Source organism: Pantoea sp. X-Soil-ISGK-259, from assembly GCF_059730705.1.
In genome coordinates, this window is record NZ_AP035986.1 from 1,573,265 (window position 1) to 1,589,060 (window position 15,796).

General features: G+C 56.2%; 12 protein-coding genes and 1 pseudogene. 10 read left to right on the forward strand and 3 right to left on the reverse strand.

Annotated elements, in window-relative coordinates:
• Window positions 1-336 precede the first annotated feature (336 nt).
• The 3 genes and pseudogenes from AC6I77_RS07325 to AC6I77_RS07335 all read left to right on the forward strand — a co-directional run bounded on the left by AC6I77_RS07325 (window position 337) and on the right by AC6I77_RS07335 (window position 1,863).
• On the forward strand, window positions 337-540 hold the full coding sequence (locus tag AC6I77_RS07325) for a hypothetical protein (RefSeq protein ID WP_153574570.1): 204 nt from the start codon (window positions 337-339) through the stop codon (window positions 538-540).
• A gap of 541 nt (window positions 541-1,081) precedes the next feature.
• A pseudogene (locus AC6I77_RS07330) lies at window positions 1,082-1,268 on the forward strand (phosphatase); the annotation flags it as partial.
• A 28-nt stretch (window positions 1,269-1,296) separates the two neighbouring features.
• Entirely contained in the window at window positions 1,297-1,863 is a 567-nt protein-coding gene (locus AC6I77_RS07335) for a TorD/DmsD family molecular chaperone (protein ID WP_286866247.1), read from the forward strand.
• A gap of 1 nt (window position 1,864) precedes the next feature.
• Here AC6I77_RS07335 and AC6I77_RS07340 read toward each other — a convergent pair whose 3' ends face one another.
• Both AC6I77_RS07340 and AC6I77_RS07345 read right to left on the reverse strand, forming a co-directional pair.
• Window positions 1,865-3,244, reverse strand: a complete 1,380-nt coding sequence (locus AC6I77_RS07340) for a CoA transferase (RefSeq protein ID WP_497816792.1) — start codon at window positions 3,242-3,244, stop codon at window positions 1,865-1,867.
• Window positions 3,245-3,290: 46 nt separating this feature from the next.
• The gene (locus AC6I77_RS07345) at window positions 3,291-4,175 is read right to left on the reverse strand and encodes a DMT family transporter (protein WP_140033519.1); all 885 of its coding nucleotides are present in this window, start codon (window positions 4,173-4,175) and stop codon (window positions 3,291-3,293) included.
• Window positions 4,176-4,345: 170 nt separating this feature from the next.
• Between AC6I77_RS07345 and AC6I77_RS07350 the strand changes: the two genes are divergently transcribed.
• Entirely contained in the window at window positions 4,346-5,071 is a 726-nt protein-coding gene (locus AC6I77_RS07350) for a glutamine amidotransferase (protein ID WP_110411546.1), read from the forward strand.
• On the opposite strand, the gene AC6I77_RS07355 is transcribed toward AC6I77_RS07350, so the two are convergent.
• Window positions 5,059-5,622: a class I SAM-dependent methyltransferase gene (locus tag AC6I77_RS07355; protein WP_497816793.1), complete on the reverse strand. Its 564-nt coding sequence runs from the start codon at window positions 5,620-5,622 to the stop codon at window positions 5,059-5,061. The genes AC6I77_RS07350 and AC6I77_RS07355 overlap by 13 nt on opposite strands.
• 233 nt (window positions 5,623-5,855) lie before the next feature.
• Here AC6I77_RS07355 and exaC point away from each other — a divergent pair, with 233 nt between their 5' ends.
• The 6 genes from exaC to tssM all read left to right on the forward strand — a co-directional run bounded on the left by exaC (window position 5,856) and on the right by tssM (window position 15,783).
• The gene (exaC, locus tag AC6I77_RS07360) at window positions 5,856-7,376 is read left to right on the forward strand and encodes an acetaldehyde dehydrogenase ExaC (protein WP_003853329.1); all 1,521 of its coding nucleotides are present in this window, start codon (window positions 5,856-5,858) and stop codon (window positions 7,374-7,376) included.
• 1,057 nt (window positions 7,377-8,433) lie between these two features.
• On the forward strand, window positions 8,434-9,030 hold the full coding sequence (locus AC6I77_RS07365; protein ID WP_003853326.1) for a hypothetical protein: 597 nt from the start codon (window positions 8,434-8,436) through the stop codon (window positions 9,028-9,030).
• Between the two features lie 23 nt (window positions 9,031-9,053).
• Window positions 9,054-9,548: a type VI secretion system lipoprotein TssJ gene (tssJ, locus tag AC6I77_RS07370; RefSeq protein ID WP_003853323.1), complete on the forward strand. Its 495-nt coding sequence runs from the start codon at window positions 9,054-9,056 to the stop codon at window positions 9,546-9,548.
• Window positions 9,549-9,553: 5 nt separating this feature from the next.
• On the forward strand, window positions 9,554-10,894 hold the full coding sequence (tssK, locus tag AC6I77_RS07375) for a type VI secretion system baseplate subunit TssK (protein ID WP_438477531.1): 1,341 nt from the start codon (window positions 9,554-9,556) through the stop codon (window positions 10,892-10,894).
• 17 nt (window positions 10,895-10,911) lie between these two features.
• Entirely contained in the window at window positions 10,912-12,150 is a 1,239-nt protein-coding gene (locus tag AC6I77_RS07380) for a DotU family type VI secretion system protein (RefSeq protein ID WP_003853319.1), read from the forward strand.
• A gap of 3 nt (window positions 12,151-12,153) precedes the next feature.
• Window positions 12,154-15,783: a type VI secretion system membrane subunit TssM gene (gene tssM / locus AC6I77_RS07385; protein ID WP_497816794.1), complete on the forward strand. Its 3,630-nt coding sequence runs from the start codon at window positions 12,154-12,156 to the stop codon at window positions 15,781-15,783.
• The last annotated feature ends 13 nt before the right edge of the window (window positions 15,784-15,796 follow it).

The following is a 15,796-nucleotide window of genomic DNA, read 5'->3' on the forward strand; positions in this document are numbered from 1 at the left end:
GCTGTGGGTCTGAAATATCATATTTGCGGTTGAGTTCCCGAGTTGAACCGACTGTAAAAGGTACATATATAGCTAATGGTACAGTCGGGGATGACCTTAAGTTGCGAAACGAACGTGAAAACGAATGGTTTTATCAGGTAGTCAAATCATTAATCAGCAATGCATAACCATTACGCAGATTAGTCACTACCGTAATTACCGAGTTTTACTGGAAACTTGATGCTCAAGGTAAGGAGGCTGTTCGCAATCAATTGGCCTATGGAGCCGGAAAGATAGGAGGCGATCAGGATCTGGATTATATCAGTAGCCACCCTCAGACCTTTCAAAGGATCAGTAATGAAATTTGTAAAAAGGCTGGGTAAACTTTCGGCACATGTAATTGAAGGGACGATTACAGTCGTGATGAGCTTCGTTGCTCTCGCTTCACTCTTTGTGTTCGATAGCCTGGCGTTGAAACTATGCTGTTTCTTCGGGGCTGTATTACTGGGATATGGGGCCGCTTACTTTCTGGGTAAAGTCAGAGGTGAGCATAAGGTATGAAAGTTACAGTAAATTCTCTCATCGACTCTTTTATATTACGGACAGCAAAGATTGAGACTATGTGCTTTACCAACGCGGCAGGAACATGTAATCGATACGCTGAACATGATGAAGTTTCTGAATTTATGCAGGAATATCATTATTGAAATTGAGGGGTATGCCTGTTCATGAAGATCAGGTTTTAAAATTTAATGGAAGATATTTTGATAAAATGAAAAAAATTATTCGCTGGTTTTACGCCTAGGTGAGTCAATCTTTCTTTGGGCTGATACCACCAGTTGTGGGTGTGGTTGGCGCTATTTTATTTATAAACGTTTTTCCTGACTATGGTTTGCTGTTCGCTTTACTGTGGTTTGTCTTAATCATCTATATTAGCGTAAAATATTTTCGTTTTTATTAGTAAGAAATTTTCTCTGCTGAACTGGCCGTTTTTTAAGATATTTTAGACATTTTGACTTTTTGCCTGGCTGAGATTGTTGAGTTTAAGATTGGGTTTCTGAAACAATAGACCAGCGACGTTGTTAAGACCATTGAAGTCGATGGACGGCTGGCATTTGGCTCTGGTTTCCCTACTGTTTCCAGGGCTCGGTCCTCTCTACAAGCACCTGCGCATTGCCCGCGAGGTGGATTTTCCTGAGGATCGGGTGTTAAATGTCACGCCGCGTCGCCTGCCCGACTTTCTGGAAATGCGTAGCGGCAAATCTATTGCTGAACTGGCTGACTTTTAATTTATTTTGCCTCAAGGAAATCTGACTCATGAATGAGTTTTCCATTCTGTGCCGTGTGATTGGCTCACTGTTTAATCGTCAGCCGCAGGACCCACTGCTTGTGCCGCTGTTCACACTGCTGCGTGAAGGCAAACTGCAGTCGCAGTGGCCGCTGGAGCAGGATGAGCTGCTGACCCGTCTGCAACAGAACAGTGATCCGCAGGCGCTGGCCGCTGACTACAATGCGCTGTTCGTTGGCAGCGAATGTAATGTCCCGCCTTACGCGTCACAGTGGCCGGAAGGCAAAGCTGAAGCGGACGTGCGTGCATTTCTGACCTCACGCGGAATGCCGCTGAGCGATGCGCCTGCTGACCATTTTGGTGTACTGCTGCTGGCCGCGTCATGGCTGGAAGATCAGTCCGCGGAAGATGAGAGCGCAGCGCAACTGGCGCTGTTTGAAGAGTATCTGCTGCCGTGGTGCGGTACGTTCCTGGGTAAAGTGGAAGCGCACGCGACCACTGCGTTCTACCGCACCCTCGCGATGCTGAGCCGCGAAGCGATTCAGGCGATGTACAACGAATTGCTGGATAGCAGCGAAGAGACGCCCGACGCCTGATTCACCAGGTCGCCGGGTGCGTACCCGGCGCGGAGCCAGATGTCGCGAACATCTGCGGGGTGCCGGGGAGCCAGGCTGCTGCCCGCAGCCTTACCCCCAATCCCCACGGCGTTAATTCGTAACAGGGCAGGTTATCTTTAACCTGTGGCTCAATGCCAGCGCCTGCGCACTGCCCGAGTGGGTGCTGCTGCAATAGCCATGCGGTGCGCGCCAGTGACAGCCGAACCTGGCTGCCGTGACCATCTGTAACGCGTCGCCTCAATCCCTCCAGCACCGCCGCCGCCAGCAGATAGCCAGTGGCATGATCCAGTGCCTGAACTGGCAGCGGAACCGGTTTGTCGCTCTGCTGCCACTGCATACCCCGTTCAGCAATGCCACATCCCATCTGCACCAGACTGTCAAACCCCCGGCGGTTGCGCCACGGTCCCTGCCAGCCCCACGCATTAAGCCCGGCAAGGACAAGGCCAGGTGAGAGCGCCTGAAGGGTCTCTGCGTCAAACCCAAGCCGGTCCAGCGCATCCGCCCGATAGCCATGCACCAGCACGTCTGCCTCGCGCAGCAGGCGGATAAACTGCTCGCGATCGGCAGTCTGAGTCAGGTCGAGCACCGCACGGCGCTTGCCGCAGCTCAGCTCCTCATCCAGTGTCGGCTCCTGCCAGCCCGGCGGATCGATGCGCAGCACGCGGGCCCCCAGGCTGGCAAGAATCCGGGTAGCGACCGGCCCGGCAATAATCCGCGTCAGATCCAGAACTTTTATACCCATTAACGGACGCGCCTCGGCCATCGGCCAGTCGGGCAGAGGAGCCGGCTGGGTGGTCTGCCAGCTAAACAGCGGCTCGCGCTGCACTGCCTGACCCTGCGGGTGCTGCTGCCAGGCAGCGGCGCTGCGCATCTCTGCGGCACAGCCACCGGCATCAATAATCGCCTGCTCCAGTTCGCTGGCCTGCCACTGCTGGACCTGCATCGCCAGCGCCGCGCGATCGGCGTGCGCGCCCAGCACCTGCTCCATCGCCAGCCGGTGATGTGCGGCATTGGTATGCAGGCGGATCCAGCCATCGCGGCTGCGATAGTCACCGGCAAACGCATCCCACATCGCGGGTGCAGCACGGTTCAGCGGATAAAAACTCTGCTGAAACCAGCGCGATGCCAGGCGCACATTAACGGCGACGGGCGGAGAGCAATAGTCAGGGCGGGAGGCGGCGATGAGCGCGGCGGTGGCCTGAGTTGCCAGACCAATGCTGGTGGCCGCCAGTTCACTGACGGCAAAAGCAGAAGAGAAGGTGGCGCGATCAACGAAAGCGGGAAGAGGCAAGGCGTCGGCGTCGCCCCGCAATCCCTGCTGCATCTGCTGCCACAAAGAAGCGGCAAGCTTTAAGTCCATGTTGTGCTCCCTGAGAAAGGTCATTTCTCAAGCATAGCACGCCGGATTAACGCCGCCGCAGGCGCGGGAAGCGGGCATGCATCCGCAGGTTACGCAGGTTAATCACCGCGATGGCCGTGCCGAGGATCACCAGTGAAGCACCGATAATCTTAAAGCTGTTCAGGCTGTCACCGAGTACCACAATCCCCATCAGCACGGATAAAACCGGCGTCAGCAGCGAGTAGGGCATGATCAGATTGACGTTATATTTCTTTAGCAGCATATACCACAGCGTATACGCCACAATCGATGAGGCGATGGCGCTGTAGAGAATCGCGAACCAGCCGTGCCAGCCTGCATGCTGCAGGGCATAGAGCTGGTTCGACTCCATCACAAAGCTGGACGCGCCTGTGATTGGAATCGCCAGGAACGCAATCCATCCGGTCATGGTTAAGGGCTTTATCGGCGGTGACTTCTTCACAATCAGATTACTGACGGCCCAGCCGGTGGCGCTGCACAGCAGCAGACAAAGCACCCACCAGGACGGAATCGTCGGGCTGCCGGAGAGCACGACCACGCCGCTCAGCGAGATCATAATGCCCATCAACTGCACCAGCTTCAGCTTCTCTTTCAACACCACCATTGCCAGCAGCATCGCAATGGGCGTTCCCAGCTGCACCACAATCGCACCGGTGCCGGCATCGGTGTAGCGCAGGCCCACAAACAGCAGCGAGAAGTGCATAAAGCCGAACGTAAACGCCAGCAGCAGCAGCCAGCGTAACTGTTGACGATTAATCCGGCAAAACGGCACCAGCACGATGGCCACGACCACAAATCTCATAAACGTCAGAAACAGAGGCGGCAGCTCCAGCAGGCCCCATTTCACTGCAACGTTGTTGAAGGCCCAGATTGAAACCACCATCAGAATCAGAAAAAAATGCCGCACAGCCACGATAATATCCTTTTGATGATTTTTGCTTAGCCCGCTAATGATGGCACGAACTGCGGCATTCCAGCCAATCGCAGCAACAAATTTTCTGCAATTGCCGCGCAGCCGCTGAGACTTTTGCGTGCGATGCTGGCAGACTGATTTGAAACGACTTCTTAAGGAACCGATTCGGTATGACACCTGTGTCCGCGTTACCCCTTGCGTTAATTCAGCTTGAAGTCCCACCCGCAAACGTCGTCTCAGAGATTGGTGAACAGCCACGCTGGTTTATTGATGCGCTGGATTTGCAACCTGATGCGTACCTGATTGTGCGGCCCCATCTGGGCGAGGCATTACCCGATTTCGATCAGATATCCGGGGCGATCCTCAGCGGTTCCTGGGCGATGGTCACCGATCACGCTGAGTGGAGCGAACGCAGTGCCGCATGGATTCGGGCAGCGATTGATCATGATCTGCCGCTGCTGGGCGTCTGCTATGGTCATCAGCTGATGGCCTATGCGCTGGGCGGCGAAGTGGCAGATAACCCCAATGGATGGGAGCGTGGTCTGTTACCGATTCGCTGCTCAGCTCAGGCGCAGCGCGATCCGCTGCTGCAAAACCTGCCACAGGATTTCAGCGTCTGGCTATCGCATCGTCAGTCGGTTATCAGCGCGCCGCCTCAGGCGCAGGTGCTGGCCGCGTCTGCACGCGATGGCTGCCAGATTGTGCGCTATACACCGCAGGCGCTCTCAGTGCAGTTTCATCCCGAATTTTCACGGCACATCATGAACGTCTGTACGCCGCAGGGCTGCGCAGAGGATGGGGCAAACGAGATTGAAGGGAAAGACTGGGCGCGCGAGTTGCTGGTGACGTTCTGGCAACAGACGCGCCCGGCAATGGGGCGTGCTCAGGGCGCGTAGTGACGCGTACAGCGATAGACCCAGGCGGGTGGCACGTTTTTCAGCACCCGCTGGCGCTCCCAGGTGAAGTAGCGCGACAAGTCAGGCTGGGTCAGCGAGGTGTACTGGAACTGCACAAACACGCCCTTCGGGCCGAGGGCGTTATAAACCGCGCGCAGAATGGCTTCACGCAGCTCAGGCGGAAGTGACAGCAGCGGCAGGCCAGAGAAAATCACGTCATATTCCCCGCTCAGGTACTCCGCAGAACAGGTCCGTACTGTCATGCGTGGATCATCCATCGCAACAAGTTTGTCTGCCAGCGTGTTACTGATCTCAAAAGCATCCAGCGTGGTATCAGGTGACATCTGATCCAGTATCCAGCGCGTCAGCACCCCATCACCCGCGCCGAGTTCGGCAACACGTAATGTTTCAGGCCATTCGACTGATGCGATCATGGCGCGGCACAACGCCTCAGATGAGGGCGTAATGCTGCCCATCTTGCGTGGGTTGCGGATAAACTGATGCACGAAATTGGCTTTAGCGCGCATCAGGGTAATAGCTGAAGCCAGCATGTTCATCTCCAGAATGAATTTATCCTCAGGTTGACCCTCTTTGTGCCGCAGAAGTTTCTCTTTGAACAGCCGTTTGGGTAAAAGTCGGAATTATCTAAAGACGAAGCGGAAACGCCTATTCCTTCGGGGCGGTCACAGTTTCCGGATAACAGACCTGACAGGCTCTCAATGATGCTTCATGTTAATAATAAGTTTCATCATTGTTACATCAGTCACCTGTCAGGAGAATGACCATGCGTTACGCCGCCCCCGGAGAACAGGGTTCTCTGATCACATTACAAAAGAATTATGGCAACTTCATTAATGGTGAATTCGTCGCGCCGGTGAACGGCAACTACTTCACCAATACTTCGCCAGTGAACGGCTCTGCGGCCGGTGAGTTTCCCCGCTCAGATGCCGCCGATGTTGATAACGCCGTCGCCGCTGCGGCTGCGGCGGCTGACGCCTGGGGAAAGACATCGCCACAACAACGTTCTCTGCTGTTACTGAAGATCGCCGATCGGCTGGAACAGCATCTGGAGACCATGGCGGTCTATGAAACCTGGGACAACGGGAAACCGGTACGCGAAACGCTGGCGGCGGATATGCCGCTGGCGGTCGATCACTTCCGCTACTTTGCCGGTTGTGTGCGGGCGCAGGAAGGCAGTGCGGCAGAGATTGATGAGTTCACCGCTGCCTACCATTTCCACGAGCCGCTGGGCGTGGTGGCGCAAATTATCCCCTGGAACTTCCCGTTGTTAATGGCGGCCTGGAAACTGGCGCCGGCGCTGGGCGCAGGTAACTGCGTTGTACTTAAACCGGCAGAACAGACGCCGCTGTCGATCACCGTTTTTGTCGATCTGATTAAAGACCTGCTGCCGCCAGGCGTGCTGAACGTGGTGCACGGCTTTGGTAAAGAGGCAGGCGAAGCGCTGGCTTCTCACTCCGGCATTGCTAAGGTGGCCTTTACCGGCTCTACCGCCACCGGGGGTCACATTCTGGAACTGGCAGCGAAAAGCCTGATTCCCTCAACGGTCGAACTGGGGGGCAAATCACCCAACATCTTCTTTGAAGACATCATGCAGGCGGAAGAGAGCTTTATTGAGAAAGCCGCTGAAGGCGTGGTGCTGGGCTTCCTGAATCAGGGCGAAATCTGTACCTGTCCGTCACGTGCACTGGTGCAGGAGTCCATCTACGAACCGTTTATGGCCGCCGTAATGAAGCGGGTAAAAACCATTAAACGGGGCGATCCGCTGGACACCGAGACCATGGTGGGCGCGCAGGCGTCACAGCAGCAGTTTGATAAAATTCTCTCTTACCTTGAGGTTGCCCGTCAGGAGGGTGCCGAAGTACTGGTGGGTGGCGGTGTAGAGAAGCTGGATGATGAACTTAACAGCGGTTACTACATTCAGCCCACCCTGCTGAAAGGCAACAACAGCATGCGGGTTTTCCAGGAGGAGATCTTTGGACCGGTGATCGGCATCACCACTTTTAAGGATGAGGCGGAAGCGGTCAGCATTGCTAACGACTCTATTTATGGGCTGGGTGCGGGCGTCTGGACGCGAGATATCAACCGTGCTTATCGGGTGGGCAGGGCGATTAAAGCCGGTCGCGTCTGGACTAACTGCTACCACCTCTATCCGGCACACGCCGCGTTTGGTGGGTATAAAAAATCGGGTATTGGTCGCGAGACGCACAAAATGATGCTGGACCACTATCAGCAGACCAAAAACCTGCTGGTCAGTTACAGCATCGAGCCGCTGGGCTTCTTCTGATCGACCTGACCAAATAATTTTTCCGTTTGTTACCGTTAAACCACGCTGAGGCGTGGTTTTTTTATGTCCCGACTTTGTAACCTGCTGACACACTTAAACTTATCAGCGGTCAGATTTTTGTAAAGAACGCTTAATCAGTCCTGGCTGCGCACAGAGTGTGGCCGTGTAGCGTTTCGCTTATCTGCCTTAATTCCTTTCCCTTCTTCACTCACGGCAACGCTGTCATTCGATCAATTAACTCATTGATAAATTGTCTCTTTACAGATAAATCCTGCCGCTTTAACGGCACTTCAGTGAAGGATGCCGTTTCTCACCACGCTTCCGTCACCCGCAATCAGCACCACTTTTTACATGAGTTACTTTAATGATGCTTCAGGGGTGAAAACACTAATTTGTAAAAATACTTTATATTTTTGCATGTTGTTAAGATTTGTCCTAAGTGGGTGCTTAAAAGCTCGACATATTTGGCTTAACTTATTTAGTTAATTATTTCTTAAGTAAATTCTAATGAAATAGGCCCGTTGAAATTTTGTCAATCTTCTGTAAACTCGCAGCTTATATTTACACATGGATCGTAATTTCAGACCCACGGGCAGGGACTACCTGGCTCGTGCGGTAGCTATGAAATTTTATAATGATAATAAATACATGAAAGTTAAGCATTTAATTCATGTGTTAACAGGTGTGTTAAGTCATTTTATTTCGTAAGCGAATAGCGTTGTGTATGTAAATCGTATTCAGTTTGTCGGTTTTACGACCAGGGATGGCATTAGTAAAACTTGGGTTTTGCCTGCCTGCTTAAATTTGCCGGGAAAAAATTGATCATGTTTCTGATCGTTTATTGCCAGGTCAGATTCTTCTTCATTCCCGCTCATACCTTCGCTGATGGTTTTTCATACTTAACTTTAACTGATCGTTTTTTGTAAGGTTACGCAACAGTTTTGCGCCGTTCGTTTAAGAATGATCATTCTCAATGGCCCTGATTGCGCTTCTTTCAAGCCCTGTTTCTAAATTTTCAACACTCACAACCGGCCTTTGGCCTCTCTCCAGGATATGAATGGAACACAACATGAAAAAAATGGCGAAGCTCCACATTGCACTAGGCCTGATGTTTGTTTTCTCTCTCGCGGGTTGTAAAACACCGCCAAAAATGACCGATGACACACTGGTCACCAGCACGGTGGACGGCGTAGCGCTCAGCCACCGTTATGCCGTAAAACCCCCCGCGCAGTTCAGCCCGATTAACGAGACTTACCGCGCGCTCTATCCTGGCTCGGTGATGAGCCAGCCAGGCTACGGTGGCAAGGTGGTGGAGACGCTGAAAACCGGTGAAAGCTATACCGTGATTGGTCAGGTGGAGAACAACTGGCTGGCGCTGGGTGAACCGGCCCAGGCTGCAGAAGCGAAACCGGATAGCGGCACGGCTACCGTGAAAGATGCACCGCAATCTGCCACGCCGCAGGCGACAGTTACGTTGACGGGCTATGTGCCGTTTCGCGCCGTGGTGAAAAGCGATCTCTACGATCAGACAGTTAAAGCCGATCAGCCTAAACGTCGTGCGCGCAGTAGCAGCAAGAAGAAAACCTGTGTCGCGGTGAATGGTGACAGCACTGCCTGTCAGAACAGCACCAACGGAACCTGGATCATTAACTAATCGCAAAAAGCAGGGAGGGCTTGATGATGAGAACAACTCAACTGCGTGGTGGGCTGATAGTGCTGCTGGCGTTGCTGCTGGCGGCCTGTAGCAGCAGTAAGCAGCCTGTGGCTTATTACAACCTGGACGTGCAAGGACAGAATCAGCTCAATGGCGGTGCGCCGCTGAAAGTCCGGGTGTTGTTACTGAGCTCCGATGCGGAGTTCATGTCAGCAGACTTCTTCTCCCTGCAAAACCAGTCCGCCACCGTACTGGGCAGCGCACAACTCAATACCCAGCAGTTCTTCCTGACACCCGAGCAGCGCAGTAAAACGCTGCGCATCAAGAGCCTGCCGGAGACACGCTTCATCGGCATCATGGCGGAATATCAGGCGCTGGACGGCAAAGTCTGGCGCCTGTCGCTGCCGGTGCCTGAAGATGCGTCGCCCTCATTCTGGGCGTTCTGGAAACGTAACGATGGCGAGCTGAATGCGCGCATTGTGGCGGGGATTAATGGCCTTCGCGTGGAAAAACAGTGATGCCTATGAACAGAGCCGAAAAAGTGGTCTGGACCGAGGGGATGTTCCTGCGTCCCCATCATTTCCAGCAGTCAGAAAATTATCTTCTCAGCACCCTGCGTGAGTGGGGCCAGTCACAGCGCGCTTATACCTGGGGCTTTTACGATCTGGAGTTTGATGAAGCGTTGCTGCGTCAGGGAAAACTGGCGCTGAGCTCCGCCAGCGGCTGCCTGCCGGATGGCACATTTTTCTCCTTCAGCCAGCCACAGCATGGCCCGGCACCGCTGGATCTTCCGGCCTCTGTTGACCGCAGCAAGGTCGTGCTGGCGATACCGGCCCGACGCAATGGCCGCGAAGCCGTCGCTTTTCAGGAGTCGCAGGACTCTCTGGCGCGCTACCTGGCCTGGGAAGCGGACGTGGAAGATGACAACGCACAGGCCGTGGGCAGCGCCACAGTGCAATTCGGCAAGCTGCGCCTGCGTCTGATGCTGGAGCAGGATCTTACCGCCGAGTGGACTGCGATGGGCGTGGCGCAGGTGATTGAAAAACGCAGCGACAATCACATCCGGCTCGACAGCGACTACATCCCGCCGATGCTGGGCCTGAACAGCAGTCGTCCACTGCAAAACATGTTTAACGACCTGTACGGGCTGATCCAGCAGCGCAGTCAGCAACTGAGTCAGCGAGCGCCGGGCACCGGCCGCTTCAACAGCGCTGATATGGTCGATTTTATGCTGCTGGCGCTGCTCAATCGTCAGCTTGGCCTGCACAGCCATCTGCAACATCTGCCGTTACTGCATCCTGAAACGCTCTATAGCCACTGGCTGCAACTGGCGGCGGAACTCAGCACCTGGACGCCCGCCCGCGCACCTGAAGCGCTGCCGCTTTATGACCATGACGATCTCCACAGCTGCTTTAGCCGTCTGTCGCTGCTGTTGCGCCAGGGACTGTCGCAGGTCATGGAAGAGAGCGCGATTCAGCTGCCGCTGACCCAGCGCTCGCACGGCCTGAACGTCGCCACTGTACCGGAAAGCAGCATGGTGCATGAGTTTGGCTTTGTGCTGGCAGTAAAAGCCAGCGTGCCGGCTGACACCCTTAAAACCCATTTCCCGGCGCAGATGAAAGTCGCGCCGGTCAGTAAAATCCGCGATCTGGTGCAGCTGCAACTACCGGGCCTGGCACTTCGGGCGATGCCTGGCGCGCCGCCGCAGATCCCGTGGCATGCCGGATACAGCTATTTCGAACTGGATAAGAACAGCGAGCTATGGAAAGAGATGGAGCGCTCGGGCGCTTTTGCGCTGCATCTTGCCGGTGAGTTTCCGGGCCTGAACATGGAGTTCTGGGCCATCCGCAGTCAGTCAGAATAATAAACTGAGCACGCAGCATGATGCAGGAACAACAAAAATCACACAGCGATCTTGCGCCCGATGCCAGCCACCAGAATGTGCTGGTCGCGGCGGCTAACCCCCTGATTAACGCGATTCCACAGATCCGCCATTCGGTATCGCATGACGATCCGGCGCAACTGCGCCAGCAACTGATTGACCAGATTCGCCGCTTCGAGCTGAGCTGCCAGCAGTCCGGTCTCGGCTATGAAGTGATCATCGGCGCGCGTTACTGCCTTTGTACCGCGCTGGATGAGGCGGCGGCGCTGACCCCGTGGGGCAGCCGCGGCGTCTGGACCAGCAACGGCTTACTGGTGACGTTTCACAACGAAACCTGGGGTGGCGAGAAGTTTTTCCAGCTACTGGCCAAGCTGTCGCAGAACCCAAGACGCCACATTCTGATGCTGGAGCTGATCTACTTCTGCCTGCTGCTGGGGTTCGAAGGCCGCTACCGGGTGCTGGACAATGGCCGTTCGCAGCTGGAGACCATCAAACAGCGTCTGCTGCAGATGATCAGAAGCGTGCGCGGCAATTACGCGACGGCGCTGTCACCGCATCCCACCGATCAGCCGGTACTGCGCAAGCTGTGGCGACCGATGATCCCGCTCTGGGCCTGCGCCGCAGTCGCCGGGCTGGCGGCCTGTCTGTTCTATATCGTGCTCAACTGGCGTCTGGGCGATTACACCTCGCCGGTGCTGGCCCGCATCTATCAGACGGCGCTACCGGAAGTGAAGATCGGCAACCCTGCGCCGCCACCGCCCGCCACGCTCGACCTGCGCGGTTTCCTGAAACCGGAAATTGATGCCGGGCTGGTGGCGGTACGTGATGAAGCGGATCGCAGCGTAGTGACTCTGAAAGGGGATGGGTTGTTTGCTTCGGCGGCCACCGACGTGCGCGGACGTTATGTCGACGTGATCCAGCGCATTGCCGCCGCCATGAACAACGTCAGTGGCCAGATTCAGGTGATTGGTTACAGCGATAACGTACCGATCCGCAGTGCGCGCTTCGGCTCCAACTTTGAGCTTTCGCTGGCACGCGCGCGGTCGGTGCAGTCCCTGCTGCAACAGCAACTGGCAGATCCATCACGGGTGAAAGCGGAAGGGCGCGGCGAAAGCAATCCGCTGGTGCCGAACAACAGCGCAGAAAATCGCGCACGTAACCGTCGCGTTGAAATCACACTGCTGGTGGCGCCGGATGCGACGCATGCCGAACTCAACGGCCTGGCGAGAGGGAACTGATCCATGCTGAATATTCTGTTTGCGGTGCTGACCAGCCGCCTCGCGTGGGGCTTCGTCGGCATCACCGCGCTCTCTTTCATTATCTGGGTCATTGGCCCGGTCTTCTCTATCGTTGATTCGCGGCCGCTTGAACCAGAGCAGAACCGGATGATCAGTATCGCACTGCTCTATCTGGTCTGGGGTCTGGGGCAGGCGATCCCACGGCTTTACAATTACTGGCTCAACCGCAAGCTGATGTCGAGTCTGGAAACCGGCAAAAGCGATGCGCCGGAAGCAGATCGTCAGCGTCTGACCAGTGAAGAGCAGGTGCTGGCAGGGCGCTTCTCTGAAGCCACAGAGATGCTGAGAAAGGCGCATTTTCAGCGCCACAGCAGCAAGGGTACGCCGTTCTGGGCGCAGCGCTTTGGCCGCCAGTATCTCTATCAGCTGCCGTGGTACATGATCATCGGCGCACCCGGTGCCGGTAAAACCACCGCGCTAGTCAACTCCGGCCTGCAGTTTCCGCTGGCGGACAAGTTCGGCAAGTCGGCGCTGCGCGGCATCGGCGGCACACGCAACTGCGACTGGTGGTTCACCAATGATGCAGTCCTTCTCGATACCGCCGGGCGCTACAGCACCCAGGAGAGTCAGCAGGATCGAGATGCCAGCGAATGGCATCATTTCCTGGACCTGCTGCGTAAATATCGCGGACGTCAGCCAATTAACGGTGTCATCGTCACCTTGAGCGTCTCCGATTTGCTGAGCCAGTCGCCCGAGGCACTGCGCAACCAGGCACTGGCACTGCGTCAGCGTCTGATGGAGCTGCACGATCGTCTCGGCATCCGTTTCCCGGTCTATGTGCTGGTCACCAAAGCCGACCTGCTTAAAGGCTTCCGCAGCTACTTCGGCTCGCTGGACAAAGTCCAGCGCGAACAAATCTGGGGGTTCACTTTTCCGTGGGCGAAGGCATCTGCCGCCGATTTTGAGCTGAACAGCCAGTTCCAGCAGGAGTATTCACTGCTGCAGCAGCGACTTGATGCCGGACTGGCCGACCGTCTGCTGATGGAGAGTGACGCCCAGGCGCGGGCGGAAAGTTATCTCTTCCCACAGGAGTTTGCGGCGTTACGTCCATTGCTGGCAGACGCACTTGATACGCTGTTTGCCCGCTCCGATTTTGAAACCCAGTTCGCGCCACGCGGCATCTATTTTGCCAGCGGCACCCAGGAAGGACTGCCGTTTGACCGGGTGATGGGCGAGCTGAACCGCGCGCTGAATCTGCCAGGCCAGCAGGCGGGCGAATCAGGCAGATGGGATCAGGTTGATAAAGACGCGCCAATTCCGCAGAACAAAGGCCAGAGCTTCTTCCTGAAAGGAGTGCTGGAAAATGTGATTTTCCAGGAGTCGGGCCTGGCGGGCAGTAATCGCTGGTGGGAACTGCGCAACCGCGCCGGATTGTGGTCGGGGTATCTGGCGCTGCTGGTGCTGCTACTGGTGGCGGGCGGACTGTGGCTTACCAGTTACAGCAAGAACAAAACTTACCTGCAGGAAATGGCTGCTAAAGGGCCACAGGTTGAGCAACTGGGCAATCAGCTTCAGCAGCAGGTCAACGGCGATCTCTTTGCGCTGGTGCCCTATCTCAACACCCTGTTGCACCTGCCAGAAAGCGCCGACTTCTCGCTGGAGTCTCCACCGCTGACGCGCCGCATGGGGCTTTATCGCGGCACCGAGGTCAGCGATGCAACCCGCGCGCTTTACGACAAAGCACTGAAACAGCTGCTGTTGCCGCAGGTGGCACAGAACATCACCCGCTGGCTGCGTAATGACACTGGCAGCGATGCGGACTACAGCTATGAAGCGCTGAAGGCGTATCAGATGCTCTATCAGCCGAAGCACTACGATGGCAAATTCCTGCAAGCCTGGCTGATGCTGAATCTCTCACGTGAGCTGCCGCAGAACGTCACGCAGCAGCAGGTAAAACAGCTGGCGTGGCATCTGCAACAGCTGCTGGAAACGCAGATCCACTCGTCGCCCTACGCGAAGGATGACGCACTGGTAAAGCGCGAGCAGGAAATGATTAATCAGATGCCGCTGTCACAGCGGGTTTATGGACGCCTGAAGCGCCTGCTGCAACGGGATGACAGCCTGCAACCGGTCACGCTGGCGTCGCTGGGCGGGCCTCAGAGCGAGCTGGTGTTTTCCCGCAAAAGCGGTAAATCGGTGAATGACGGGGTGTCCGGTCTCTATACACCGGACGGTTACTGGCAGCATGTCGATAAGCAGATTGCCCCGGTAACGCAGGCACTTTATCAGGACGATCTCTGGGTACTGGGCGGTGCTGCGCCGCAACAGAAAAGTGAGCAGACCGATCTCGCGGTGCGTCAGCTCTATGTGCAGGACTATATCCGCCAGTGGGAGCAGTTTCTGAGTGATATCCAGCTCAACAGCAGCGCCGACCTTTCGCAACGTATCAACACCGCGCGTCTGCTGTCAGGCAATCACTCGCCGCTGCGCCAGCTGGTCATCAATCTCAGCAATCTGCTGACGCTCAACCGGGCGCAACCCGATGAGAAAACCGCGCAGGCAGCAAAACCGTCGGATAACAGCGCCACCCGTACTCTGGAAGCGCTGTTTACGTCACCTGAAGCGAGCGCTGCGCGTGGACAGGCGGCATCGCAGGTCTCTCCGGAACAGGCCGTTGCTGTGCACTTTGCGCCGATCCTTGAGCTGGCACAGCCGCTGCAGCAGGGCAGCAAGGTGCTGGCGGTGGATGACTTCCTGCACCAGATTGACGACCTTTATCGCTACCTCACGGCGGTGCAGGATGCCGCCAACAGCGGAATGCCGCCACCGGCCAGCGATGCGATCAGTCGTCTTCAGGCCAGTGCCGGAAGACTTCCCGGTTCGCTACAGAATATGGTCTCCAGCATGGCGGTCGGCGCCAGCAGTGATGCACAGCGCCGCGACATGGATAACGTCCGTAAACGTATCACGATGGAGGTGGGCAGTTTCTGTCGTCAGGCGATCGCCGGTCGTTATCCGCTGGTGCGCTCCGCGCGCAGTGAAGTGACACCTGACGACCTGGCCCGGATGTTTGCGCCTGGCAGCGGCATGATGGACAGCTTCTTCCGCGACAACCTGGCCAGCAAAGTCGACACCACCAACGCATCGTGGCGCTTTACGCCAGGTATTGACGGCAAAACGCTGCCGGGTGGCGAAGCGCTGCTTCGTCCTTTCCAGCAGGCGCAGTCAATTCGTGATGCGTTCTTTGCCAACGGCGCAACCACGCCAGGCTTCCGCGTCACGCTACGCACCGTAAAAATGGACAATGACATCCTCAACCTGACGCTGGATGTGGATGGTCAGCAATTGCGTTACAGCCACGGGCCGCAGGCCGTGCAGATGGTCAGCTGGCCCGGCCCTGGCGGCACCAGCCAGGTGCGGATGCAGCTGGGCCTGACCAACGGCACCACGTCGACGCTGGTCACCAGCGGCCCCTGGGCGCTCAATCGTTTCTTTGACCGCGCCCGGGTTACTGCTGCAGGCGGCCTGACCCGTGAAGCCACGTTCAGCGTGGAGGGCCATCAGGTCACGCTGTCGTTCACCCCTGGCAGCATTCGTAACCCGTTCCAGCTTCCCGGCTTTAGCTGCCCCTGAAACAGGACCCGAC

Bases quoted from the DNA above. Each gene is read 5' to 3' on its own strand.
- tssJ (WP_003853323.1), top strand. From the start codon at position 9,054: ATGATGAGAACAACTCAACTGCGTGGTGGGCTGATAGTGCTGCTGGCG.
- AC6I77_RS07365 (WP_003853326.1), top strand. From the start codon at position 8,434: ATGGAACACAACATGAAAAAAATGGCGAAGCTCCACATTGCACTAGGC.
- exaC (WP_003853329.1), top strand. From the start codon at position 5,856: ATGCGTTACGCCGCCCCCGGAGAACAGGGTTCTCTGATCACATTACAA.
- AC6I77_RS07380 (WP_003853319.1), top strand. From the start codon at position 10,912: ATGATGCAGGAACAACAAAAATCACACAGCGATCTTGCGCCCGATGCC.
- AC6I77_RS07335 (WP_286866247.1), top strand. From the start codon at position 1,297: ATGAATGAGTTTTCCATTCTGTGCCGTGTGATTGGCTCACTGTTTAAT.
- AC6I77_RS07340 (WP_497816792.1), bottom strand. From the start codon at position 3,244: ATGGACTTAAAGCTTGCCGCTTCTTTGTGGCAGCAGATGCAGCAGGGA.
- AC6I77_RS07325 (WP_153574570.1), top strand. From the start codon at position 337: ATGAAATTTGTAAAAAGGCTGGGTAAACTTTCGGCACATGTAATTGAA.
- AC6I77_RS07355 (WP_497816793.1), bottom strand. From the start codon at position 5,622: ATGCTGGCTTCAGCTATTACCCTGATGCGCGCTAAAGCCAATTTCGTG.
- AC6I77_RS07350 (WP_110411546.1), top strand. From the start codon at position 4,346: ATGACACCTGTGTCCGCGTTACCCCTTGCGTTAATTCAGCTTGAAGTC.
- tssM (WP_497816794.1), top strand. From the start codon at position 12,154: ATGCTGAATATTCTGTTTGCGGTGCTGACCAGCCGCCTCGCGTGGGGC.
- tssK (WP_438477531.1), top strand. From the start codon at position 9,554: ATGAACAGAGCCGAAAAAGTGGTCTGGACCGAGGGGATGTTCCTGCGT.